Origin of the sequence: Duganella alba (assembly GCF_009674495.1) — a bacterium.
Taxonomy (GTDB): domain Bacteria; phylum Pseudomonadota; class Gammaproteobacteria; order Burkholderiales; family Burkholderiaceae_D; genus Rugamonas; species Rugamonas alba.
In genome coordinates, this window is record NZ_WKJN01000028.1 from 37763 (window position 1) to 62251 (window position 24489).

At 66.3% G+C, this 24489-nt stretch carries 21 protein-coding genes; 10 read left to right on the forward strand and 11 right to left on the reverse strand.

Going from position 1 to position 24489, the window contains the following annotated elements; translation table 11 throughout:
- Window positions 1-86 precede the first annotated feature (86 nt).
- From GJ695_RS22830 to GJ695_RS22845, 4 genes are read left to right on the forward strand one after another with little or no spacing between them, the layout of a single operon-like run.
- Complete coding sequence (locus GJ695_RS22830; RefSeq protein ID WP_154368842.1) at window positions 87-1076, forward strand: aldo/keto reductase; 990 nt, start codon at window positions 87-89, stop codon at window positions 1074-1076.
- A 16-nt stretch (window positions 1077-1092) separates the two neighbouring features.
- Window positions 1093-1548, forward strand: a complete 456-nt coding sequence (locus GJ695_RS22835) for a (R)-mandelonitrile lyase (RefSeq protein WP_229260615.1) — start codon at window positions 1093-1095, stop codon at window positions 1546-1548.
- Window positions 1526-2269 (forward strand): carboxymuconolactone decarboxylase family protein, encoded by a 744-nt coding sequence (locus GJ695_RS22840; RefSeq protein WP_208023447.1) that lies wholly within the window; start codon window positions 1526-1528, stop codon window positions 2267-2269. The genes GJ695_RS22835 and GJ695_RS22840 overlap by 23 nt, the downstream gene beginning before the upstream one ends.
- A gap of 11 nt (window positions 2270-2280) precedes the next feature.
- Window positions 2281-2706 carry a (R)-mandelonitrile lyase gene (locus GJ695_RS22845; RefSeq protein WP_154368846.1) on the forward strand — a complete coding sequence of 142 codons (426 nt, stop codon included), beginning with the start codon at window positions 2281-2283 and terminating at the stop codon, window positions 2704-2706.
- Between the two features lie 87 nt (window positions 2707-2793).
- On the opposite strand, the gene GJ695_RS22850 is transcribed toward GJ695_RS22845, so the two are convergent.
- From GJ695_RS22850 to GJ695_RS22875, 6 genes are all read right to left on the reverse strand, one after another.
- Entirely contained in the window at window positions 2794-3339 is a 546-nt protein-coding gene (locus GJ695_RS22850; protein WP_154368848.1) for a hypothetical protein, read from the reverse strand.
- A 12-nt stretch (window positions 3340-3351) separates the two neighbouring features.
- Window positions 3352-4332 (reverse strand): NAD(P)H-quinone oxidoreductase, encoded by a 981-nt coding sequence (locus GJ695_RS22855; protein WP_154368850.1) that lies wholly within the window; start codon window positions 4330-4332, stop codon window positions 3352-3354.
- A gap of 106 nt (window positions 4333-4438) precedes the next feature.
- The gene (locus GJ695_RS22860) at window positions 4439-5746 is read right to left on the reverse strand and encodes a c-type cytochrome (protein WP_154368852.1); all 1308 of its coding nucleotides are present in this window, start codon (window positions 5744-5746) and stop codon (window positions 4439-4441) included.
- Window positions 5743-7935 carry a xanthine dehydrogenase family protein molybdopterin-binding subunit gene (locus GJ695_RS22865; RefSeq protein ID WP_154368854.1) on the reverse strand — a complete coding sequence of 731 codons (2193 nt, stop codon included), beginning with the start codon at window positions 7933-7935 and terminating at the stop codon, window positions 5743-5745. Before GJ695_RS22865 ends, GJ695_RS22860 begins: the two co-directional genes overlap by 4 nt.
- Entirely contained in the window at window positions 7932-8438 is a 507-nt protein-coding gene (locus GJ695_RS22870; protein WP_154368856.1) for a (2Fe-2S)-binding protein, read from the reverse strand. The genes GJ695_RS22865 and GJ695_RS22870 overlap by 4 nt, the downstream gene beginning before the upstream one ends.
- A 4-nt stretch (window positions 8439-8442) precedes the next feature.
- On the reverse strand, window positions 8443-9894 hold the full coding sequence (locus GJ695_RS22875; RefSeq protein ID WP_154368858.1) for an NAD-dependent succinate-semialdehyde dehydrogenase: 1452 nt from the start codon (window positions 9892-9894) through the stop codon (window positions 8443-8445).
- Window positions 9895-10013: 119 nt separating this feature from the next.
- Between GJ695_RS22875 and GJ695_RS22880 the strand changes: the two genes are divergently transcribed.
- Window positions 10014-10949 (forward strand): LysR family transcriptional regulator, encoded by a 936-nt coding sequence (locus GJ695_RS22880; RefSeq protein WP_154368860.1) that lies wholly within the window; start codon window positions 10014-10016, stop codon window positions 10947-10949.
- On the opposite strand, the gene GJ695_RS30525 is transcribed toward GJ695_RS22880, so the two are convergent.
- Together GJ695_RS30525 and GJ695_RS22890 are read right to left on the reverse strand one after the other, a co-directional pair.
- Window positions 10870-12471, reverse strand: a complete 1602-nt coding sequence (locus GJ695_RS30525) for a methyl-accepting chemotaxis protein (protein WP_154368862.1) — start codon at window positions 12469-12471, stop codon at window positions 10870-10872. The two genes, GJ695_RS22880 and GJ695_RS30525, sit on opposite strands and share 80 nt — an antisense overlap.
- A gap of 104 nt (window positions 12472-12575) precedes the next feature.
- A complete protein-coding gene (locus GJ695_RS22890; protein ID WP_154368864.1) occupies window positions 12576-13637 on the reverse strand; it encodes a PQQ-dependent sugar dehydrogenase in 1062 nt (353 codons plus the stop codon).
- Between the two features lie 340 nt (window positions 13638-13977).
- On the opposite strand from GJ695_RS22890, the gene GJ695_RS22895 reads away from it, so the two are divergent.
- Entirely contained in the window at window positions 13978-15060 is a 1083-nt protein-coding gene (locus tag GJ695_RS22895; protein WP_166455406.1) for an alpha/beta hydrolase, read from the forward strand.
- Between the two features lie 71 nt (window positions 15061-15131).
- The gene (locus GJ695_RS22900; RefSeq protein ID WP_154368868.1) at window positions 15132-18059 is read left to right on the forward strand and encodes a glycosyl hydrolase 115 family protein; all 2928 of its coding nucleotides are present in this window, start codon (window positions 15132-15134) and stop codon (window positions 18057-18059) included.
- A 22-nt stretch (window positions 18060-18081) separates the two neighbouring features.
- Here the strand turns inward: GJ695_RS22900 and GJ695_RS22905 are convergent, their stop codons facing one another.
- Window positions 18082-20007, reverse strand: a complete 1926-nt coding sequence (locus GJ695_RS22905) for a PhoX family protein (protein WP_154368870.1) — start codon at window positions 20005-20007, stop codon at window positions 18082-18084.
- A 250-nt stretch (window positions 20008-20257) separates the two neighbouring features.
- On the opposite strand from GJ695_RS22905, the gene GJ695_RS22910 reads away from it, so the two are divergent.
- Window positions 20258-20749 (forward strand): DUF3016 domain-containing protein, encoded by a 492-nt coding sequence (locus GJ695_RS22910; protein WP_154368872.1) that lies wholly within the window; start codon window positions 20258-20260, stop codon window positions 20747-20749.
- 1 nt (window position 20750) lies between these two features.
- Here GJ695_RS22910 and GJ695_RS22915 read toward each other — a convergent pair whose 3' ends face one another.
- Window positions 20751-21194, reverse strand: coding sequence for a thioesterase family protein (locus GJ695_RS22915; protein ID WP_154368874.1), 444 nt, complete (start codon window positions 21192-21194; stop codon window positions 20751-20753).
- Between the two features lie 138 nt (window positions 21195-21332).
- On the opposite strand from GJ695_RS22915, the gene GJ695_RS22920 reads away from it, so the two are divergent.
- Together GJ695_RS22920 and GJ695_RS22925 are read left to right on the forward strand one after the other, a co-directional pair.
- Window positions 21333-23165, forward strand: coding sequence for a putative bifunctional diguanylate cyclase/phosphodiesterase (locus tag GJ695_RS22920; protein ID WP_154368876.1), 1833 nt, complete (start codon window positions 21333-21335; stop codon window positions 23163-23165).
- A gap of 98 nt (window positions 23166-23263) precedes the next feature.
- Entirely contained in the window at window positions 23264-23767 is a 504-nt protein-coding gene (locus GJ695_RS22925) for a hypothetical protein (RefSeq protein WP_154368878.1), read from the forward strand.
- Here GJ695_RS22925 and GJ695_RS22930 read toward each other — a convergent pair.
- Window positions 23764-24465 (reverse strand): dienelactone hydrolase family protein, encoded by a 702-nt coding sequence (locus GJ695_RS22930; RefSeq protein WP_154368880.1) that lies wholly within the window; start codon window positions 24463-24465, stop codon window positions 23764-23766. The two genes, GJ695_RS22925 and GJ695_RS22930, sit on opposite strands and share 4 nt — an antisense overlap.
- Window positions 24466-24489: the final 24 nt, after the last annotated feature.

The following is a 24489-nucleotide window of genomic DNA, read 5'->3' on the forward strand; positions in this document are numbered from 1 at the left end:
CTTATAAGTTCATGCCAACTTTAGCATCTATTCGCACGGTTGCGCAGCCGGTACATTAGACGCCATCTGATCAAAGGAGTCTCGCCATGGAAAAACGTACATTGGGCAATAGCAAGCGGGAAGTCTCGGCGCTGGGACTGGGCTGCATGGGACTGAGCTTTGGCTATGGCCCGGCCACGGAAACGCAAGCCGCCATCAAGCTGATCCGCGCCGCCTTCGAGCAGGGCGTGACGTTCTTCGACACGGCGGAAGCCTACGGCCCGCATGCCAACGAAGAGCTGGTCGGCGAGGCGCTGGCGCCGATGCGCGGCCAGGTGGTGATCGCCACCAAGTTCGGCTTCCAGTTCGACGACAAGGGCGCCATCAACGGCGTCGACAGCCGCCCGGAGCATATCCGCGCCGTGGCCGAGGCATCGCTGAAGCGCCTGCGTGTCGACGCCATCGATCTGTTCTATCAGCACCGCGTCGATCCGGCCGTGCCGATCGAGGACGTGGCCGGCACGGTCGCCGATCTGATCCGTGAAGGCAAGGTCAAGCACTTCGGCCTGTCGGAAGCCGGGGCCGCAACCATCCGCCGCGCGCATGCCGTGTGTCCGGTGACGGCGCTGCAAAGCGAGTATTCGCTGTGGTGGCGCGAGCCGGAGCAGGAGATCCTGCCGACGCTGGCCGAGCTGGGCATCGGCTTCGTGCCGTTCAGCCCGCTGGGCAAGGGCTTCCTGACCGGCGCCATCGATGAGAGCACCACCTTCGACAGCACCGACTTCCGCAACATCGTGCCGCGCTTCGCCGCCGATGCGCGCAAGAGCAACCGCGCGCTGGTGGATGTCATCACCACCATCGCCGCGCGGAAGCAGGCGACGCCGGCGCAGATCGCGCTGGCCTGGCTGCTGGCGCAGCAGCCGTGGATCGCGCCGATTCCCGGCACCACCAAGCCGCATCGCCTGCAGGAAAATCTGGCGGCGGTGAACGTGCGTCTGAGCGAAGCCGACCTGGCCGACATCGAGCACGCCGTGTCCGGCATCGCGGTGCAGGGCGACCGCTATCCGGCGCACTTGCAACAGCGCGTCGGCCGCTAGGCGAAAGGACATGACGATGAAAATGATCGCAGCAATCCTGCTCGCCGGCATGGCGCTCAACGCCGGCGCGGAGCAGACCGTCACCAAGGCCGGCACCGTTGCCGCCGCCGCTGGACCGGCCGAGTATTTCACCGGCCGCGTGCGGGTCGACATGCTGGCGCCGGCCAACGCCGACATCAACGCCTCCAGCGCCTACGTGACGTTTGAGCCGGGCGCACGTTCGGCCTGGCATACGCATCCCAAGGGGCAGTATCTGGTCGTCACCGCCGGCGCGGGACTGACGCAGGAATGGGGCAAGCCGGTGCAGCAACTGCGGCCCGGCGACGTGGTGTGGTGCCCGCCCGGCGTCAAGCACTGGCACGGCGCCGCGCCAACCACCGCCATGACCCACCTCGCCGTGACCGGCGCCGCGAACGGCAGGAACGTTGAGTGGATGGAGAAAGTCAGCGATGAACAATATCAACCGCAGTAAACCTTTACGCGCCGGCCGCCTGATGATTGCGCTGGGCTTCGCCCTGGGCGCCGCCAGCGCCGCCGCTCAACCAGTCAAGGAGCAAGCTGCCATGCAAGCAGAACAAACACTATCCGCCAGCCGGCAGGCGATCGGGCCCATCGCCGCGTTCGCCGCCAGCGGCGATATGCCGAAACTCAAAACCGCCCTCGGTCACGGCCTGGATGCCGGCCTCAACATCAGCGAATGCAAGGAAATCCTGGTCCAGCTGTATGCCTACGCCGGCTTCCCACGCAGCCTGAATGCGCTGACCGCGCTGATGCAGGTGCTGGACGAACGCAAGCAGCGTGGCGTGGTTGATGCGCCGGGCCGCGATCCCGCGCCGGCCCAGACCGGCGAGGCGCTGCTGGCCTCCGGCACGGCGAACCAGACCAGGCTGGTCGGCGCGCCGGTCAAAGGCCCGGTGTTCGCGTTTGCGCCGGCCATCGACGCCTTCCTCAAGACCCACCTGTTCGGCGACATCTTCAACCGCGACAACCTGGACTGGCAGAGCCGCGAGCTGGCGACCGTTGCCGTGCTGGCGGCGCTGAGCGGCGTCGAGCCGCAGCTGCAATCGCATGTGCGCGTCAGCATCAACGTCGGCATCACCAGGCCGCAGCTGCGTCAATTCATTCAGGTGCTGGCAACGCAGGTGGATGCCGCGACGGCGCAACGCGCGCAGGCGGCGCTGGACAACATTTAAAAGGAAACATCATGGAACTCAAACGTGTAGGCAGCATGCCTTCGATCACCGGCCCGGAGGCCACTTTTACCGGCCGCGTCCGCATTGAGATGTTGAGCACACCGCCGGCGCCGGCGCGCGTGTCGGCCGCCAGTGTGACCTTCGAGCCGGGCGCGCGTTCGGCCTGGCACACGCATCCGCTGGGCCAGACGCTGATCGTCACGGCCGGCTGCGGCTGGACCCAGTGCGAAGGCGAGGCCAAGGTGGAGATCCGCGCCGGCGATGTAATCTGGTGTCCGCCGGGCCACAAGCACTGGCACGGCGCCACCGCCACGACGGCGATGACGCATATCGCGGTACAGGAAGCGCTTGACGGTGTGGCCGTGGTGTGGCTGGACAAGGTTGCTGACGAGGATTATCTGAGCCCGGTTGCCGAATGGCATAGCCACGAACACTGAACCGTCGTTGCCGCGCAGGCGGGAACCTATACGCCGCGTGCCCAGCGGCAGCGCATGGGTTCCCACCTGCGCGGCAACGACGCGGCGTCAGGCGTTGGCGCGGCGGGCGGCGCGGGCGATGCTTTCGGCGAACAGCGGCGTCTCGCGGCGGTTGTGGTCGCCGGATGACTGCTGACGGTCATTCTGCGCCTGCTCCCACGCAATGCCGTGCTCCTTGATGAACGCCAGGAACTCCTCGGTCGGATGGGAAATCACGGCGTTGGTGTACTCGCTGCGCTGCGCGTCGATTTTCCTGACGCTCAAATCCCAGATCACCTGCACCTTGGTGCGGCCGTTCGGCGTGAACACGTCGGAGGTCGACACCATGCGGCAGTGCGACGCTTCGGTGACTTCGCCGACATAGTGCTGCACCACCAAGCCGCTGCCGATCATCTCGACATTGATCGACATGCGGCGGCCGTCGTCGGTGAACGTCGCGCCGGCGGCGATGTGGTCGGGCGGGGCGCAACGCTGGTACTCGGCGTCCGGCAGCGTGAACAGCCACTTGGCGATATCGATTTGTTCAAACGGCACATCGATGATGTGGCTGAAGGCGGATTGCGACAGGATGAGATCGGAACGGATGACAGTCATGATATTTCTCCTTTAGGTGGTGAGAACAATTTTTCCAACATTCAGCCCATCCTCCATGCGCTGCTGCGCGGCGCCGGCTTCGGCAAGAGGAAAGACGCTGTCGATGACCGGGGTCAGGCCATCCTTGACAAAGTGCGCCAGCCAACGCTCCCTGAAGCGGCGCGACATGGCATGTTTGGTTTCCTGCGAGCGCGACTTCATCACGGTGCCGATGATCTGCAGGTGGCGATACAGCAGGCGGTCGAGCGGGATGCGCGCATCCTCGATGCCGCCCATGATGCCGATCTGTACCAGCCGGCCGCCGAAGTTCAGCGAGTTGACGTTGCGCTCGAAGTAGGGTGCGCCGATGAAGTCGAGAATCACGTCCACGCCGCGATCCGCGGTCAGTTTGGCGACTGCCAGCGCGAAATCCTCATCCACATAATCGATGGCATGATGGGCGCCGAGGCGGTGCACCAGTGCGTGTGCCGTCGTCTGCGCGGTGACGATCACGGTCGCACCGCTGGCCCGCGCCAGTTGCACGGCCGCGCCGCCGACGCCGCCCGCGCCGGCATGGATCAGCACCGTTTCGCCGGCTTGCAGCTTGCCCAGGTGGATCAGCGCTTCATGCGCGGTGACGAAGGTTTCGGTGATGGCGGCGGCCTGGATATAGTCCAGGCCTTCCGGAATCGGCATCGCCATGCGGTAGTCGATGCGCGACACCTCGGCATACGCGCCGCCGCCAACGATGCCCATCACGCGGTCGCCCACCGCGTAGCCTTGCACGTTCTCGCCGACAGCGATGACGTCGCCGGCGATTTCCAGGCCCATGATGGTGGAGTCGCCAAAATCCGGCCAGCCGTAGCCGCCGCGACGGTGGGTAAGGTCGGCGCGGTTAACGCCGGCCGCGCGGGTGCGCACCAGCAGGTCGTTGGCGCGCAGTACCGGCTCGGGCACTTCACCGATCTTCAGTACGTCGGCAGCGCCGAACTGGTCAAAAGTGATGGCTTTCATGATGAGTCCTTGATTGGATGAGAGTGAAATCAGGATAGCGGCGAACCAGCCCTTTGATAATCGCCAGCCGCCGCCAAAGCGCTGTGCGCGTCGCGCACAAGTGCGCCTAGTTCTTGCGTTGCGCCATCACCATGGCGGGCGTGACCTTGCCTTGCTTGCCGCCGAACTGGAAGATCACGTAATTGCTCAACTGCGCCATTTCGGCGTCGCTCAAGGCCGCGCCGAACGACGGCATGACAACGTCCTTGCCGGCGATGCGCATCTTTTCGCCGTGCAGCAGCACCTGCACGATGTTCTGTCCGGATGGATCGTTGACCGAGCGCGCCCCGAGCAGCGCGGCGTGTTCCGATTGCGGACCCTGGCCGTTCCACTGGTGGCAACTGGCGCAGCTGCCTTCGAACAGCTTCAGTCCTGTCTGCAGATCGGCCGGCGTGTTGGCCGCAGGCGTGTAGGCGGTGGAGGTTGCCAAGGTGTCGGGCCGGACGTTCACTGTCGCGGTCTGGTCGCCGCTGCGCGGCGGTATGCTGCGCAGGTAGGTGATCAGCGCCTGGATGTCTTTGGGGGCCAGGAATTGCAGGCTGTTTTCAACCGCCTCGCCCATCGGGCCGGCAGCCGAACCATGGCCGGCCGCATGTCCGAAGCGCAGGTACTGGTACAGGTCGGCATCGCTCCACTTGCCGATGCCGTGGGCCGGATCGGCAGTGATGTTCGGCGCCCGCCAGCCGTTCACCATGGCGCCGGCCAGTTCGTTGCGGTGTTCCAGCGCGAAGCCGAGATTGCGCGGCGTGTGGCATTCCGCGCAGTGGGCCAGGGCGATGGCCATGTAGGCGCCGCTGTTCCATTCCGCCGACTTGTCAGGCGCCGGCGTGAAGCGCGCGCTTTTGAAGAACACCGCGTTCCAGAAGCCCATCGCCCAGCGCTGGTTGAAGGGAAAGGCCAGGTCCGGCTGCGACGTTTGCTGGCTGACGGTCGGTAAACTGAACAGGTAGGCCTTGATTGCCAGCGCATCGTCGCGACTCAACAGCGAGTATGAGGTGTATGGAAAAGCCGGATACAGGCGCTGGCCGTCATGGCGCACGCCGTCATGCAGCGCGCGCACGAAGTCGTCGTCACTCCAGTTGCCGATGCCGGTTTGCTTGTCGGCTGTGATGTTGGAGGAGTACAGCGTGCCGAACGGCAGTTTGAACGCCAGCCCGCCGGCAAACGACTTGCCGCCGGGCGTCGTATGGCAGGCGACGCAATCCGCAGCGCGCGCCAGATACTCGCCGCGCACGATCTGCGGCGCCGCGGCTGGCGCGCCGTGCAGCACCGGTGCGGCGCCGGGCGACGCATCGGAGCGGGTGAGGTAGCCGTAAGCCGCCACGGCCACGGCGGCAGCCACGCACAGTGATGCGATGAGGTGGACGCGTTTCATGTCGCGCTCCCTTTCTGTGCCAGCAGTTCGCGGCGGATCGGCAGTTCGCGCAGGCGCACGCCGGTGGCCGCATAGATGGCGTTGGCCAGGGCCGGCGCCGCAATCGCGGTGCCGACTTCGCCGATGCCGCCGGGCGCTTCGGTGCTGTGGACGATGTGGACTTCGACGTCGGGCGTTTCGTTCATGCGTATCATGCGATAATCGTTAAAGTTGCTTTGCTGGATGGCGCCGTGCTTGATGGTGACTTCGTTGAACAGCGCCGCGCTCAAGCCGAACAGCAGGCCGCCCTGGATCTGCGCTTCAATCGAACCGGTATTGACGGGAATGCCGCAATCGACGGCCACCACGGCGCGCCGCAGCCGCACATCGCCCTGTGGGCTGACCTCCACTTCCACCATGGCGCATACCTTGCTGCCAAACGGTTCGCCAAGCGCGACGCCACGGCCGACGCGCGGCGGCAGCGGACTCCCCCAGCCCATCTTCGACGCCGCCAGATCCAGCACGGCGGTACTGCGCGGATTGTTGCGCAACAGCGTGCGGCGCCAGGCCACCGGATCGGCCTTGGCGCGGTGCGCCAGCTCATCCAGGAAGCTCTCGACAATGAACAGGTTGTGCAGCGCGCCGACACCGCGCCACCAGCCCACCAGCAGGCCGGGCGGCATGTCGTGGCGCACCCATTCCACCTTCAGGTTGGGAATCGCATACGGCACGTCGGCGACGCATTCAATGGCGTCGCCATCCAGGCCGTTCTTGCGCATGCCGCCCGGACGCCAGCGGCCCAGCACCGTGGCGCTGCACACGCGATCGCCCAGCCAGACTGGATAACCCTTGCTGTCCACCACTGCGGAAATGACGTCGTGATACATCGGGCGCACGATGTCGTGGCGGATGTCTTCCTCGCGCGTCCAGATGATTTTCAGCGGACAGTGCACCAGTCGGGCGAAGGCGACCGCCTGGTCGACATAGTCGGTTTCCAGGCGCCGTCCGAAACCGCCGCCCAGGTATTGCGGATGCAGCACGATCTTCTCCACCGGCAGGCCGGTGATCCTGGCCGCGTTGGCGACCACTCTGGTCGGCACCTGCGTGCCGGCCCAGATTTCGCAGCGCTCCGCCGTGATGTGCACGGTGGCGTTGAGCGGCTCCATGGTGGCGTGGGCCAGCATCGGCAATTTGTAGGTGGCCTGGATGGTGTCGCCGTTCGGACGGCTGCCGACTTCTTTGCCGACGATGGCCTTGCCGCTGGCCTGGCTGGCGGCGAGGCCGTCGCGCAGCTGCTGCGTGGTCAGTGCGGCGTTGGGGCCGTGGTTCCAGACGATGTCGAGCGCTTCCATGCCGCGTCTGGCGGCCCAGAAATGCGTCGCCACCACGGCCACCGCGTTGTCGATGCGTAATACGTCGACCACGCCGGGAATCGCGCGCGTGGCGCGGTCGTTGACACTGGCCAGCGTGCCGCCCAGCGTCGGGCAGGCCTGGACGGTGGCGATGCGCATGCCGGGCAGGCTGACGTCGATGCCGAACCTGGTTGCGCCACGGATTTTGTCGTCCGAATCGAGGCGCGCCATCGGCTTGCCGAGCAGGCGGAACTCGCCGGGCGACTTGAGCTTTACCGCGCCGGGGTCCGGCAACCTGGCGGCAGCGGCGGCCACCTGCGCGTACTTCAGGCTGCGGCCGGAGGGGCGATGGTGGATCACGCCGCGTTCGACCGTGCAAGCCTCCGGCGCGACCTTCCATCTGGCTGCGGCGGCCGCGACCAGCAGGGTTCTGGCGATGGCGCCGGCCTGGCGCAATTCGGTGAAGGTGCTGCGCGTGCTGGTGGAGCCGCCGGTGATCTGCGCCTTGAGGATGCGCATGCCGTACAGGGCGTCGCTGGGCGGCGCATGCTCGACCTGGATCTGGTCCAGGTCGACGTCGAGTTCTTCCGCCAGCAGCATGCAGGAGCCGGTGTAGATCGCCTGGCCCATCTCCACCATCGGCATCACCAGCCGGATAACACCGCTGGCGTCGATGCGGACAAACGCGTTCGGGGTGAAGGCGGGCGCGCCGTCCGCTGCGGCGGCTTCGGCGTCGCCGGCCTGGCGGTGCGGCGAGACCAGCGCCAGGGCGGGCTTGGGTGCGCCCAGCCACATGAAGGCGACCGACAGGCCACCGGCCTTCAGCAGCGCGCGGCGTGTGCTTGAAAAATCGCTCATTTCCGGCCTCCCGCTGCGCTCACTGAAATCGCCTGCGTGACCACCATATTCCCGGTGGCGGCCTGCTTGATCGCGGCGCGGATGCGGACATAGGTCGCGCAACGGCAGATGTTGCCGGACATGGCGGCGTCGATGTCGGCATCGGTGGGCGCCGGATTGCGCCGCAACAGCGCCGCCGCCGACATGATCTGTCCCGACTGGCAATAGCCGCACTGGACCACGTCCACCGCCAGCCAGGCGGCCTGGATGCGCTTGCCGCTGTCGGTCTCGCCGACCGCTTCGATGGTGGTGATCGCACGCTTGCCGACCGCCGATACCGGCAGCACGCAGGAGCGCACCGGTTCGCCGTCCAGATGCACGGTGCAGGCGCCGCACTGCGCGATGCCGCAGCCGAATTTGGTGCCGGTCATGCCGATGACATCGCGTATCACCCATAGCAGCGGCGTGTCGCCGGCGATGTCCACCACGTGCTGGTGGCCGTTGACGTTGAGCGTGAAAGACATGGCGTTACTCCTGAAAGTGGGCTTGCGAGATGAACTTGTTGGTGAGGTAGGCCGCGATACCTTCGGTGCCGCCTTCGGAACCGTGGCCGCTTTCCTTCATGCCGCCGAAGGGCAGTTCGGTGGCGACGATGCGGTACTGGTTGATGCCGACCATGCCGGCTTCCAGGCCGTCGCCGACGTCCAGCGCGGTGCGCGCGTCGCGCGTGAAGGCATAGGCGGACAGCGCGTAGGGCAGGCGGTTGGCTTCGGCCAGCCCATCCTCCAGCGTGTCGAACGGGCGCAGCACGGCGATGGGGCCGAACGGCTCCTCGTGCATGATGCGCGCGCTCATCGGCACATCGGCCAGTACGGTGGGCGCAAAGAAGTAGCCGGGGCGGTCGATGCGCTTGCCGCCGGTGAGCAGCGTCGCGCCCTGTTCCACGGCATCGGCGACCAGCGCCTCCATCTTGGCCAGTTGACGGGGATTGGCCAGCGGGCCAAGCTGCGTCTCCGGCGCCATGCCGTCGCCGATCACCAGTTGCCTGGTGGCGGCGACAAAGCGTTCGGCAAAGCGGTGATAGGCGTCGCTCTGGATCAGGAAGCGCGTCGACGCAATGCAGATCTGGCCGGTGCCGCGAAAGCGGTTGGCGGCGCCGTCCTTCGCGGCCGCGTCGATGTCGGCATCGGCAAACACCAGTACCGGCCCGTGGCCGCCCAATTCCAGCGTGATCGGTTTGACGCCGGCCGCCGCGCGTTCGGACAGCAGGCGGCCCACCGGCATCGAGCCGGTGAACGCCACCTTGCGGATAACCGGCGACGCGATCAGTTGCGCCGATACCCGGTCCGGCACGCCGAACACCACTTGCAGCACGCCTTTGGGCAGGCCGGCATCGTCCAGGCAACGCGCCAGCGCCAGTGCGGTGGCCGGGCTTTCCTCGCCGGGCTTGAGGATGATGCTGCAACCGGCCGCCAGCGCCGCCGCCAGCTTGCGCGCCGGCGTGATGGCGGGGAAGTTCCATGGCGTGAAGGCGGCCACCGGGCCGATCGGCTGCCGCTTCACCAGCTGCTGCACGCCGGGTCGGTTGGCGGGCACCACGCGGCCGTCGATGCGGCGCGCTTCCTCGGCGAACCATTCGAAGTAGTCGGCCGCGCGCAGCACTTCATCGCGGCTTTCGGCCAGCGGCTTGCCTTCTTCCAGCGTCAGCATGGTGGCGATATGTTCGGCGCGTTCGCGCATCAGCGTCGCCGCCTTGCGCAGGACGCGGGCGCGTTCAGCCGGCACGGTGCGGCGCCAGATGTCGAAGCTGTCGCGCGCCGTCTCCAGCGCGCCGGCCAGGTCGGCGGTGGTGGCCAGCGGCAGGCGGCCCAGCGTGGCGCCGGTGGCGGGATTGATGACGGCGGCGGTGTCGCGCCCGGCGGCCGCCAGCCAGGCGCCGTTGATGAACAGGTGGAGCGGATCGTAGCTGGACTTTTGCATGGTTTCTTCCTTGGGTGAACTCGGTAGCATGTAGACTTGCCATGGGAAGAAGAGTAAAACCGGACGGCGCCGCTGATAAGATGGCGTGGTCCCACAACGGCTATGCAAGGAACGCACAGATGCAGTCAGAAAAATTCGCGGAATTCCTGGGGGTGTTCGCCGACGTGGCGCGCGAGGGCAGCTTTTCCGGTGCGGGACGGCGGCGCGGCCGCACGCCATCCTCCATCGGCCGCCAGATCGATACGCTGGAAGCCTATCTCGATACGCCGCTGTTCCTGCGCTCGACCCGGCTGCTGACGCTGACCGACGCCGGCGAAGCGTTGCTGGTGCGCACGCGGCAGATCCTCGATTCGCTGGCCGACGCGCAGCAGGAGCTGGCCTCGATGAAAGGCGCGGTCACCGGCATCCTTCGCGTGGCGTGCTTCCCGACCTTCGGCAAGCGCTATGTGCTGCCGGTGATGGGCGAGCTGGCGCGCCAGTATCCGGACCTGCGGCTGGAACTGGACCTGACGGAACGGCTGGCCGACCCGGTGGCCGAGCGGCTGGACCTGGTGATACGGATCGGCGACATGGCCGACAGCACCCTGATCGGCAGCCGCCTCGCGACCCAGACCCGCATCCTGTGCGCCAGCCCTGCCTATCTGGCGCGGGCCGGCACGCCGGCCGATTTCGCCGCGCTGACCTCACACTGCCTGATCGACAAGCTGCACGGCGCCGACCTGCTGGGCTGGGCCGACGTGCTGGGGCATCCGGCGCGCGCCGCCAGCGGCCAGCCGGTGTTTGCCTGCGACGATTTCGAGGCCATGCGCCTGGCGGCGCTGGAAGGCCTGGGCATCGGCTACCTGCCCGACTGGGTGGTGGGGCCGGACGTCAAGGCCGGGCTGCTGGTGCAGCTGTTTCCCGAATGGTCCGAGCAGGCGCGCGCCTGCACCGGCATCCACGCCTTGCGCGCGCTGCGCCAGCCGCCGGCGCGCGTCACGGTGTTGCTGGACGCATTGCGAGCGCATATCGGCCATCCGCCGAACTGGAGCCTGGTCCCAGGCGAAAGCCGCTGACCAGCCGGTCCAGCGTGCCGGCCTGCGCTTCCAGCGCGCCGGCGGCGGCCGAGGCCTGTTCCACCAGGGCCGCGTTCTGCTGCGTGACAGCGTCCATCTGCGCCACGGCGTCGTTGATCTGATGGATGCCCGCGCTTTGCTCGTCGCTGGCGACCATGATCTCGGCCATGATGTCGGTGACGCGCGCCACGCTGGCCACCATGCCGTGTACCGAGGCGCCGGCCTGCGCCACCTGCGCCGTGCCGTTGGCGACCTGCCGCACCGATTGTTCGATCAGTCCCTTGATTTCCCGCGCGGCGCTGGCGGCGCGCTGCGCCAGGTTGCGCACCTCGCTGGCGACCACCGCGAATCCGCGTCCCTGTTCGCCGGCGCGGGCCGCTTCCACGGCGGCATTCAGCGCCAGGATATTGGTCTGGAAGGCGATGCCGTCGATGACCGCGATGATGTCGACGATGCGGCGCGAGGATTGTTCGATGCCGCTCATGGTGTCGACCACCTGCGAGACCAGCGCGCCGCCTTGCCGGGCTTCGCGCGCGGCATCGGTGACCAGGCGGTTGGCGTGGCGGGCGTTTTCCGCGTTCTGCCGCACGGTGCTGGTCAGCTGCTCAAGCGAGGCGGCGGTTTCCTCCAGGCTGGCGGCCTGTTTTTCGGTGCGGTCGGACAGGTCCTGGTTGCCGGCTGAAATTTCGCTGGCCGCCTGGGCGATCGAGGTGCTGCCGTCGCGCACGGTGCGCACGGTGGTCAGCAGTTGCTGCTGCATGCGGTCCAGGCCTTGCAGCAGCGCGCCCATTTCGTCGCGGCGCCGGATGTCGATGGCTTCGGCCAGGTTGCCTTCCGCGATATGCCCGAAGTGGTGGATGGCTTGCGCCACCGGCTGCATGATGGCCTTCAGCAGCACGATGCTGACGCTCGTGATGAACATGGCCATCAACAGCAGCGCCAGGGAGAATGCGGTGCGGAAGCGATCGTAGAAGGCCTGGCTGGCGTCGTAGCGTTCCCTGGCCAAGGTCAGCTGGTATTCCTGCAGCTTGTTCCAAGCGTTGTCGAAGGCCACGAAGCGGCTGGCCAGCTGGTTGAAGATCAGCTGTTCGGCATCGGCGGGACGCTTGTCCAGCAAAGCCCTGGTGACCCGTTGCAGGCCTTCGTTGACGTAGGCGTCGCGGCTGGCGCCCACGGCGCGGGCCAGGTCGCGTTCGCCGGGATCGAGCGGCAGGGCCATGTAACTTTGCCACTCCTGGTCGGCCAGATGGATGAATTCCTCCGCCTTGGACAGGCTCTGCGGCACATCGGCCGCGTCGGGACGGAATTGCGCGCGGTCGATCGCGAAGCGGGCGCGGCCCAGATAGTTTTTCATGCTGCCGAGGTTGATTGCGGACGCCAGCTGATTGGTATACACCATATCCAGGGAGGCGTTCGCCTTGTGCATGCCCCACAGGCTCACTCCGCCGGCGGCCAGGACGACCAGGCCGAGTATCGCCATGGTGGCGATCAGCCGCATTTTGATGGTGATCGATGCAAACATTCGTATGCTCCCCGAGTAATGAATGGGAGCAGCGTAAGGCAGCCGTGCTGTCGGCACAATCCATCCAACCTCGTCAACCGTTATGCATGGAGTGCACAGATCCTTCACAGCAGGGGCGTACTCAGGATGCGGTCGTCACCGGCTTGCGGCGTGCCGCGGCCGTCGGTGTTGTTGGTGAGGATGTAGAGCCGGCCATCGGGCGCGGCGACGACATCGCGCAATCGTCCGTATTGCTTCGTGTAGAACTCGGTGGCGGTGGCGACGGCGGCCAGCGGCACCTTGCGCAGGCGTTCGCCGCGCAGGTTGGCGATGTAGAGGTTGCCGCCGCTGATGGCGATGCCGCTCGGGCTGGCCTCGGCGGTCGGCCATTGCTGCACCGGGTCGATGTACAGCGTGCCGCCGACTTTGCCTTCGGCCGCCGGCCAGCCGTAGTTGCCGCCGGCCTTGATGATGTTCAGTTCGTCCCAGGTGTTCTCGCCGAATTCGGAGGCGTACAGCGTGCCGTCGCTGGCCCACGCCAGGCCTTGTACGTTGCGGTGGCCGTAGCTGTAGACGTAGGAATTGGGAAAAGGATTGTTGGCGGGGATGCGGCCATCGGGCGTCATGCGCAGGATCTTGCCGGCCAGCGAGGTCAGGTCTTGCGCGCGGCTGGACGTGCCGGCGTCGCCGGTGGTGGCGTACAGCATGCCGTCGGGGCCGAAGGCGAGGCGTCCGCCATTGTGGTTGGTGCGCGAGGGGATGCCGGTCAGCAGCGTCTGGGCGGCGCCCAGGCGCGTGCTGGCGCCGGCGCCGGTGAGCGGGTAGCGTTCGATGCGGTTTTCCGTACCGGCGGTGAAGTAGGCATACAGATAGCCGTCATGCACGGTGATGCCGAGCAGGCCGCCTTCACCGCTGCCGTTCACGCCGGCGATGGTGGCGATGCTGGTTAAACTGCCGTTCGTGCCAACGGCCAGGATGCGCGCCGTGCCGCGTTCGCTGACCAGCGCTGTCGTGCCGTTGAAGGTGATGGCCCATGGGGCTTGCAGGCCGGTGGTGACCACCGTCGTGCTGGTGGAGGGCGTTGTCGGCATTGTTGGCGTGGCCGGCGCCATGCCGCCGGAGCTGGAACCGCCGCCGCATCCGCTGACTATCATGAAGGCCCAGGCCGAAGCTGTTCTTTTCCACATGATCGTTCTCCTCGGGAAATCCGCTGCGACCATTATCGGCCGCTTCGGAGGGCACGCGACGCACGGTAGGGTTGTCTCGCTTATCGCCGGTGGGCGCCATTCATACCGGAATTTTGTCGATTGGTCAGATGGCATGACTGTAGTGAGCGGGATTGGACTAGGCTTGCGCCAGTTCAACCATCCGGATACAGCCATGATTCGCTATTCCCTGTTGCTCCTTGCTCTCGTTACGCATGCGGCGTCCTCCTGCGAGACGGGCGTTTTTCAAAAGAACCAGACAGCCTTTGTTGGTGTCACCAAGGCGAACAAAGGATTCGGCTATACCTTCAGCGATGGAACGGTGGGCAGTACGCAGGATGCGGCGACGCGGCTGGTGTGCGGTGCGGGTGCCGTGGTGGTCGACGGCGAGGCCTGGCCGAAAGTCGCGGTGGTGGAAACGAATACGCGCTTCGACTCCAACGGCGTCACCCTGGCCGGACGCTTGCTGGAGCCACCTGGCGCGGGCAGGCAGACGGCGCTGGTGATCTACGCGCACGGCTCGGAGGACAGCGGCTGGATCGACCGGGCGCGCGATCCGTATCAATTGGTGGCGCGGGGCGTGTCGGTGTTCGTGTACGACAAGCGCGGCACCGGCATGTCCGGCGGCGAGTACACGCAGAATTTTCCGCGACTGGCCGATGATCTGGTGGCGGCGTCGCGCGAAGCGAAACGGCTGGCGGCAGGGCGCTTCGGCCGTTTCGGGCTGCTGGGCCTGAGCCAGGGCGGCTGGATCGCGCCGCTCGCGGCGTCGCGTGCGAAGGCGGAGTTTGTCGGCATCGGCTACGGGCTGGCGGTCGATATCGCCGAGCAGGATGCGGCGCAGGTGGCCAAGGAATTGCGCGATCGCGGCTATGGCGAAGACGTCGTCGCCAAGGCGCGCGGCATCACCGACATCACGGCGCGGCTGGTCAAGTCCGGATACAAGGATGGCCTGGGCGATCTGGCGCAGGCGCAGAGCCGCTACGCCAAGGAACCGTGGTTCCCGACGATCAAGGGCGGTTACACCGGCGTGTTGCTGGGCATGCCGGTGGAAGAGCTGCGCACCCAAGGCACGCCGCGCTTTGACAAGCTGGAAGTCGACTGGACGCAGAATCCTTTGCAAGTCATCAGCAATCTCGATGTGCCGCAGCTGTGGGCGCTGGCGGCCGAGGACCGGCAAGCGCCGATTGCGCTGACGCTGGAGCGGCTCGCGCAAGTGCGCAGCCAGGGGCGCGATATCGCCATCTACGTGTTCCCGCACACCGACCATGGCATGTGGGAGTACGACCAGGCCGCCGATGGGATGCGCAAACGCACACGCATCCCGCCAGGCTTTTATGATTTGATGGCTGACTGGGCAAAAGGCCTGGGCGGCGGCCAGTACGGCGAGGCGTCTCGCCGATAGGGTATAAATGGTTGCGCTACCAATTTGAGGTATCCTCCGGGGACAGAGGTTAAAAACCCAAAGGAGGAGACATGGTTCGTTATTTTTCAGGCATCGCTTGCTGCCTGTTGTTGGCATGCGTGCTGCCGGTGCAGGCCGCCGAGCAGGCACGGCTGGCGCTGTACGACGGCGGCACGGTGGCACGGGTCGTCTACGATCCGGCGGGCGGTGCGCCGATCCGCAAGGCGGCCGAGCTGCTGGCGGGCGATCTGCAACACCTCACCGGCCGCGCGCCGGACATCGGCCAAGGCGTCGCGTCCGGCCACGGAACAGGCGTGATCGTCGGCCTGGCCTCGTCGCCGGTGATTGCCGAATTGCTGCGCAAGAACGGCTTGTCCGCCGCGACGATTGCCGGCAAGTGGGAAACCTACGGCCGCGCCGTGATCCCCGCTCCCTGGGATCCGGAAGCGCGCGCCATCCTCATCTTCGGCGCCGACCCGCGCGGGGCGGTGTGGGGCGTGGTCGACCTGACGCGCGAGATGGGCGTGTCGGCCTGGGAATGGTGGGCCGACGTCAAGACGCGGCCGGTGGCGCGCATCGACGTGTCGGCGGCCGCCAGTTTCTCCAGGCCGCCGTCGGTCAAGTACCGCGGCTTCTTCATCAACGCGTCCTTCTTCCGCGACTGGGCGCGGACCCATGAGCCGGAGGCTGGCGGCATCGGGCCGAAGACCTATGCGCGTGTATTCGAACTGATGTGGCGCCTGAAGGCCAACCTGATCTGGCCGGGCATGAACAGCACCGATCCGCCGTTCAACCTCAAGCCGGAGAATTACGATGTCGCTGCCGACTATGCGGTCATCCGTGGCTCGTCGCACGTCGAAATGCTCCTGCGCGACAACGCCGTCGAGTGGAACGAGAAAACCATGGGCGCCTACAACTGGCGCACCAACAAGGAGCGGCTGACCGACTACTGGCGCGGCGCGGTCGAGCAGTGGGGCAAGTACGACAATCTCTACACGGTCGGCATGCGCGGCGTCGACGATTTCCCGATGGAGGGCGCCGACTTCGCCGCGAAGATGGGCGACATCCTGCACGACGTGATCCAGGCGCAGCGCAAGATCCTCAGCGCCACGCTCGGCAAGCCGGCGGAGCGGATCCCGCAGGCCTTCACGCCGTACAAGGAGGTGACGGCCGCCTACAACACGGGCCGCATCCAGTTGCCCGACGACGTCACCATCATCTGGCCCGACGATAACTACGGTTACCTGTTGCGGCTGAACGACGCCCACGAGCGCGAACGTGCGGGCGGCTCCGGCGTCTACTACCACGCCACGTTCTGGGGCGCGCCGGGCAATTACCTGCTGCTGCCGTCCACCGATCCCAACCTGATGTGGGAAGAGATGACGCGCGCTTATCACGGCAATGCGCGCAGCGTGTGGATGCTCAACGCCGGTAACATCAAGCCGGTGGAATACCTGCTCGACTTTTATCTGGCGCTTGCCTTCGACATGGACCGTTTCGCCCAGCCGGGTTCCGCGCGCGCCTACATGGAGCAATGGGCGGTACAGAATTTCGGCGCGCAGCAGGGCGGCCAGGTCGCCGACGTGATGTGGCGCTATTACAAGCTGGCCTTCGGCCGCAATCCGGAATTCATGGCGTTCAACACCACCTTTCCGATGACGCCGGTGCAGCAGACGCGGTTTTCGCTGACCGACTTCGGCGACGAGAACGCGCGCCGCGCCGACGCCTACAAGACGCTGATGGCCGAAGCGCGGGAGCTGGAGGCGCTGTTGCCCGCCGACCGCAAGTCGGCGTTCTATGAACTGGTCGGTTACCCGGTCGCCGTCGCCGGCAATATGAATTTGCGCCAGCTGGCCATGGACAAGTCGATCGCTTACGGTATGCAGCGCCGCGCCAGCGCCAACGCCTATGCGCAAGCGTCGAGGCGCGCGCACGAAGCCATCCTGTCGAACGTGCGCCGCTATGGCGAGGAGATTGAAGGCGGCAAGTGGCGCTACATCTCCAACAGCTATCCGCAGTCGCTGACCAATTATCTGCCGCCGGCCATTCCCACCTGGTCGATACCCGACGATGCGCGGCGCTGTCCGGTGCAGGTAGAAGGCGGCGGCTTCTTCGACGACAAGGACTGGTTCTTCCCGACGCTGCCGACCTTCAGCCCCGAGCTGGGCGCGCGCAGCTACTATTTCGACATCTTCACCAGCCAGGCGCTGGATGCCAGCTGGAGCGCGGTGCCCAGCGTGCCGTGGATTAAGCTCGACAAGACCACCGGCCGCTTCTCGCAAGCGGCGGGCTATGAACAGCGGCTGAAGGTGTCGATCGACTGGTCGCAGGCGCCGAAGCAGATGCAGGATGGCTTGATACGCGTGACGTGCAGCGTCGGCCAGCAGCCGATCGATGTCCACGTCCGTGTCGCACCGCCGATAGCGGATAAGGCGGCGTCCTTCATCGATGCGCAGGGCGTGGTGTCGATGTATGCCGCGCACGCGGACCGCCTGAGCGGCGCATGGCGTGTGCTGGACGGTGTCGGCCACACGGGCGCGGATGTGCAGGCGGCGCTGGATCTGCAGCCGGTCGACGTTGCCGATGCGGCCGCGCTGGCGAAGGCGCCGCGCCTGCTGTACCGCTTCCACACGCTGAAGCCGGAGCGCGACTACAGCTTCCCCAACTATGTGTTCGACGAGACCGTGACACTGCGCGCGGTGGCGTTGCCGCTGTTCCCCGCCACCACCAGCGGCAGGATGCGCATCGCGGTGTCGCTGGACGGTGGCGCGCCGCAGGTGCTCGACTTCGGCCGCGAATATTACGCGGCGGCCTGGCGTCAGAGCGTGCTCGATAACGAGGTGTCGGCGGAGATCGCCAACCTGCCGTGGCAGGCCGGCAGCCACACGCTGGAAGTCTACGCGCTCGATCCGGCGGTGACGCTGGACCGGTTCGAGCTCCGCTTCACCGGCTCCAGCAAGGGCTATGGCCCGGTGCCGGAGACGCGGATCGTCAGGTAAGCGCGAACCGGTGCGTGGCGCCTTAGAAGCTCAGCGCCGGGAAGCCGGTCAGGTAGCCGACGGCGGCGCCGTAGCGGTCGCGGTAGTTGGCGCGGATCAGCGGATCGAGCGTGGCCTGCACCTTGCCGTGCAGCGCCGCTTCCCAGTCGCCGGCGTGCTGGAAGTTGCTCATGATGTAGGCGAAGCCGTTGATGTCGTCCACCGCGTGCAGGCCGGTCGATTCGGCGCCCGACGGCGTCGACAGGATGCGCGTCAGCGCCTTGGTGTCGACGTTGTAGGCCCACAGGAAGTTGTTGACGTGGGTGCCGCTGTCCTCACCCACGAACAGCGTGCGCAGCTTTTCCGAGAACTTGATGTTGTCCGGATTGGCCACCTTGTCCGGATTGGCCAGGTTGCCCAGCGCGTCGGCGGTTTTCAGATCTTCCGACAGCAGCGCCGGCACGGCGGCCATGTCGACCGGCACCCATTCGCTGTTGATGGCGGCGCCGCTGTCGTCCACCTGGCCGGCCTTCATGTTCAGCGCGTAGACGGCGCCGGCGCTCGGGCCCTTGATCGAGATGCCGCCCGAACCGTTGGTCATGGCCGAGCCGATCGCGGCGATGGCCGAGTAGGCGATCTTGTCCTTGGCGTTGACGGTGGTGCCTTCCATCTTGGTGAAGCCCATGCTGCCGCCCTTGAACGCGGCGTAGCGGTGGGTTTCCAGGTAGGCGGCGGCCTTCTCCATGCCCGGCATGATCTTGATCCAGTTGAACTTGCCGTTGAACGGGATCTTGGTGTACGACGCGTCCGATGGATCGGCGGTCTTGACGTCCATGATGTCGGTCGCTTTCAGCTTGTCGGCCAGGGCCTTGATGTCGGCCGAGGTGGCGCTGCCCAGCTTGATCCACGACAGCGTGGCCGAGCCGCCGTTGTCGGTGGTCTTCTGGTTCCACTTGGCGACGTACAGGCTGCCGCTCGACAGGTCCCTGGCCTTGTCGGCCACGAACATGAACAGGCCGCCGTTGGTGGCGTCGTCGCCCATCAGGGTGGTGCGCTCGTCCGGCATCACCTGCACCAGTTCGTGCGAGATGCGGCCCAGGCAGTAGTGCTTCTTGCAGCTGCCGGTGCCGTCCGGATTGACGGTGATTTCCGGCAGGTGGCCGTAGTGGTACGGATTGGCCTTGGCGGCGTCGCCGTACAGGTTGAGGCTGAAGTTGGCGAACTGGGTGTTGGTGCCGATGACGGTCGCATCCGGCTCGTACTCTTCGCTCGACAGGTGGGTGTTCCATGGCGAACGGCTGGCGCCGCAGGTGATCCACAGGCCGTTGGCCGGGCTGGTGTCGACGTTGTGGTATTTCACCAGCGTCAGCGCGCCGGTGGTCTTGTCCTGGTCCAGGGTCAGGATGGCGATCGGCGACGGCAGCATGCCGTACACGGAGTCGCCCTTGACGTTGCGGGTGGTGTATTCGAACTGCACCACGGCGAACACGGCGTTGCCCTTGATGCCGGCCACGGTGGTCGAGGCCAGCTTCAGCAGCGAGGTGCCGTCCGGCGCGTCGGAGAAGAACTGGCGCGAGTTGGCGTCGGTCTTGTCGAGGATGGGCTTGTTGTTGATGTCCCAGTAGCCGCCGGCCAGCGTGGTGCCGCCGCTGCCGTTCGGCACTTGGGCGCCGGTGATGAAGAAGGTCTGGTAAGCCAGGTTGTACGGCATGGTCTTGCCGTCCGAGTACAGCGCCTGCATGGCGGAGGCAACCGTGGTGGTGGCCATTTTCGGCGCGTCGGCCAGGCTTGGCGCGGCCATGCCGGAGAAGCTCACCGACATCAGTTGCGGCGCCGGCGCGGCGGTGTCGCCGCCGCCGCAAGCGGCCAGCAGGGCGGCGGTGGCGCCGCCACCGGCCAGCGGCAGCAATGGCGCGCTGGACAGGAATTTGAGAAGACTGCGGCGGGACGGATCAAGTTGCTCGGTCATGGTGTGCTTACCCTGTTGTAGTGTGTGGCCGGTCCATGTGCCTGGCGGGCATCATGCGAAGCGTTGGCTAGGCTTCGACGGCGGCAATCTTAGCGATTTGGTATGACAGGGCTGTGACATTGCGATACAAAGCGATACAAAACGTCACGCAGGCGCGGCGGCCGGGGATTGGTAACAAACTTATTCAGCGCGGGCGCGCGCCGGGGAAAAGGTCTATATTGCTGGTATCAACCATGGAAGGAGCGCCATCATGCGCCTGATGACCCGAACCGTGCTGGCCGCCGTGTTGGCGCTGCTGGCCTCCCGCGCCGCGCTGGCGGAGGTGACCGTCACCTACACCAAGCCGGAAGACTACACCGATGTGCCGCGCGGCGGCTACGACCGCGAGCGCACGCTGAAGGATTTCAGCGCCTATTTCGCCACGCTGGACAAGAAGCTGCCGCCGGGGCAGACGCTGAAGATCGAGGTGCTGGACATCGACCTGGCCGGCCGCCTGTATCCGCGCCGCGGCGGCGAGGACATCCGCATCATGACCGGCGGCGCCGACTGGCCGCGCATGCACCTGCGCTACACGCTGGAGGAAAACGGCCAGGTGCTGCGCAGCGGCGACGACAATCTGTCGAACATGAATTACCAGCAGAGCCGCACCACCTACTTCGACAGCGATCCGATGCGCTACGAAAAGCAGATGCTCGACGACTGGTTCAACAAGGCCATCGTGCCGAAGGTGGCGCAGCGCTAGGTCAGTCGAGCCGGTTCACCTTGGGAAACTTGGCCAGGAACTCCGGCGGCATCGGGGTGACCTGGCTGGTCCGGTAGTTGAAGAACACAAAGCCGTACTTGGCCATCGCCACCAGCTTGCCGTCGCGCGGACGGCTGACGCGGAACACCATGTCGCCGCCGTACTGGTTGAAATCCATCACGCCCACCTCGAACACCAGCTGGTCGCGCGCATGCGCCTCGGCCTTGTAGGTGGTCGCCAGGTCGGTGACGATGATGCCGATGCCGTCCGGCCCGGTCTCCTGCACGCCGTGGTCGAACAGGAAGCGCGCGCGCGCTTCGGAGATCATCGAGATCATGGAATCGTTGCCCAGGTGGTTGGCGCCGTTGATGTCGGTGACGCGCACCGTCAGCTGGGTGGAAAAACAATATTGATCTTCAGGAAAATCCAGTTTTAAGCGTGCCATGACGGTCCTTGAAAAGGTAACAGGCATTTTAACGCAAGACGCGCACTCCGCCTTTGGTGGCAGGCCAAGGCGCCGTGAAATGGATGCAACAATTACATTTTTATGTCACCATGCAAGCATGAATGAGTGGGGGCAAGCATGGATACCAGCGAGTTACCAGCACAGGAAGCCGAGCAGCGCCGTCTCGCTGAACTGTCGCGCTACGCCATTACCCTGGACGAGCCCGATCCCAAGCTGGACCTGATCACCAGCCTGGCGATCAAGTCGGTGGGCGCCGATATCGGCGGCATCAGCATCGTCTACCAGTCGCAGATCTGGCTGCCGTCGCGGGTGGGCATGGAGGCGCGCCACGTGCCGCGCTCCGGCTCGTTCTGCACCTGGGTGGTGGGCGCCGCCACCGAGTCCGATTTCTTCGAGGTGGAGGACGCCGGCGACGATGCGCGCTTCTGCCACAATCCGTTGGTGACCCACGCGCCCCATTACCGCCACTACGCCGCCGTGCCGCTGCATGGCGCGCGCGGCTATCTGCTGGGCACCTTGTGGGTGATGAGCAGGGCCGTGCGCCGCCTCGACGCCGAACAGCAGATGATGTTGCAGGGCATGGCCCGGCTGGTGGTCGATACGCTGGAGTTGCGCTATTGCGATGAAGTGACCGGCATGTCCAACCGCCACGTGTTCCTGCACCACTTGCAGCTGGGGCTGGAGCAGACGGCGCAGCCGCACCTGGTGGTCGGCTATATCGACCTGGCCGGCTTCCGCCAGTTCAACGATGTCTTCGGGCGCGAGCAGGGCGACCTGGTGCTGCGCGAGATCGGCCAGCGCATCGCCATCTGGGCCGGCCCGGAAAACCTGGTCGGCCACCTGGGCGGCGACCAGTTCGCGTTTGCGCTGTTCGGCGCGCGCGACCGCCAGGTCCAGCTGCTCGAAGCGCTGAAGGCGGTCATCAGCCGGCCGCTGGGCCTGGGCCGCGGCGGCACCCAGGTGCTGCACGGCCGGGTCGGCATCGCGCACCACGCGCTGCCGTACAGCGGCTCCGCCGTGGCCCTGCTGGACGCGGCCGACACGGCGTCGTCGTCGATCGGCGGCCCGCTGCAGCGCACCGCGCTCAAGGAGTACGGCGCCGAACTGCTGACGCGCTCGCGCATGGTGTTCGAGCTGCAGGGCGCGCTGGACGGCGAGCGCCAGTATGGCGCGCTGGTGGCGCACTACCAGCCGCAGGTCGATCACCTGCGCGGCGTGCTGATCGGGCTGGAAGCGCTGGTCCGCTGGCAGCATCCGGCGCGCGGCATGGTGTTTCCCAACAGTTTCATCCCGCTGGCGGAAAGCACCGACAAGATCTACCAGCTCGACATGCTGGTGCTGGAGCAGGTGTGCCGCGACATGCGCGCCTGGCTGGACCAGGGCTTGCCGGTGGTGCCGGTGGCGCTGAACTTTTCGCGCCGCTCGCTGCTGCATCCGCAGGTGATCGCCGATCTGCGGCAGTTGTTGGCGCGCTACGGCATCGACGGCGGCATGCTGGAATTCGAGGTGACCGAGAGCCAGCTGCTGGCCACGGCCGACCTGGTGGGGCCGCGCGTGGCCGAGTTCCGCGCGCTGGGCGCGCGCATCGCGGTCGACGACTTCGGCACCGGCTATTCCAATCTCGACGCGATCAGCAGCTTCCCGTTCGACCGCCTGAAGGTGGACCGCCAGTTCGTGCACGGCGTCGAGGGCAGCGAGCGGGTGGCCGGCCTGTTCCACCTGATCCAGGGCATCGCCGAACTGTTCAAGGCGGAACTGCTGTGCGAGGGGCTGGAGGACGAGGCCGACCTGCTCTGGCTGGCGCGGCGCGGCGCCAGCTGCGTGCAGGGCTGGTACTTCAGCGCGGCGCGCACGCCGGAGGCGATCGTGCGCATCCTGGGGGCGCTGCGCGAGCGCGCCACGGCGCCGCCGCTGACCACGGCGCAGCTGCGCGCGCTGCTGCAATCCTGATGTTATTTTTCTAATTTTGTCCACAATACCCTTTTCGAGGTACGAAAGCGGCGGCCATCCTGTGTAGCATCAGGCGATCTACTGTGAAAGGACGCGCCATGATCTACGGTCTCACCTACCTGGGTGTCATCCACACCCTGATCAGCCTGGTGGCGGTGGTTGCCGCGCTGATCGCCTTCGTGCGCGACAAGCGCATCGTGCCCGAGAGTACGCTGGGCAAAACCTATGTCTGGGCCACGCTGCTGACCTGCCTGACCGGCTTCGGCATCTTTCAGCATGGCGGCTTCGGCAAGCCGCATGTGCTGGGGATCGTCACCCTGGTGGTGCTGGGCCTGGCGTGGCTGGCCGACCAGCGCAGGTTCGGCGCCCGCTCGCTGGCGGTGTCGACGGTCTGCTACTCGCTGACGTTTTTCTTCCACATGATTCCGGCGGTGACCGAATCGACCACCCGCCTGCCTTACGGCGCGCCGCTGCTGCCGAACGCCGACGCGCCGGAACTGCAGACCATCACCGGGGCGATGTTCCTGCTGTTCCTGGTCGGCGTGGTGTTGCAGCTGCGGCGGCTGAAGCAGCGTGGCGCGCCGGGCGGCCTGCCGGCTTAAAGCAGTTCGCCGAGGAACAGCAGCGAGTTGCCGTGCGCCTGCGCGGCGGCGCGCTGGTGGTAGGAGCCGCGGTGGTTGCAGTTGAAGCCGTGCTCGGCGCCTTCGTAGACGTGGATCTCGACCTGCTCGTTGCTGTCGAAGGCTTCGGCGATGCTTTTCACGGCGTCCTGCGGAATGTGGCTGTCGGCGCCGCCGAAGTGCATCAGCAGCGGCACCGTGATTTCCGGCGCGCGGTTGAGCGCGTTCTGGATGCCGCCGCCGTAGTAGGCCACGGCCGCATCCACCAGGCCGTTGGCGGCGGTGTGGTACGACAGGCGGCCGCCGAGGCAGTAGCCGACGCTGGCGACCTTCGCGTTGCCGACGGCGTCCAGGCCGCGCAGCACCTTGATGGTGGCGCCGATGTCCTGTTGCGAGGTGGCGAAGTCGGTGGCCTGCATCAGTTCGACGGCGCGCTGCCAGTCGGCGTCCTCATAGCCCAGTTCGATGCGGGCGCCGTGACGCCAGAACAGGTCCGGCGCGATGACCACGTAGCCGTCGGCCGCGTACTGGTCGGCGACGTTGCGGATGTGTTGGTTGACGCCGAAGATTTCCTGCAGCAGCACGATGCCGGGGCCCTTGCCGCCACGCGGCAGCGACAGGTAGGCGCCGAAGGTGCCGTCGGTGGTGTCAATGTCGATCCACTGGGAGTTGGTTTCCATGATGTCCTTATGCGGTGGTTCAGA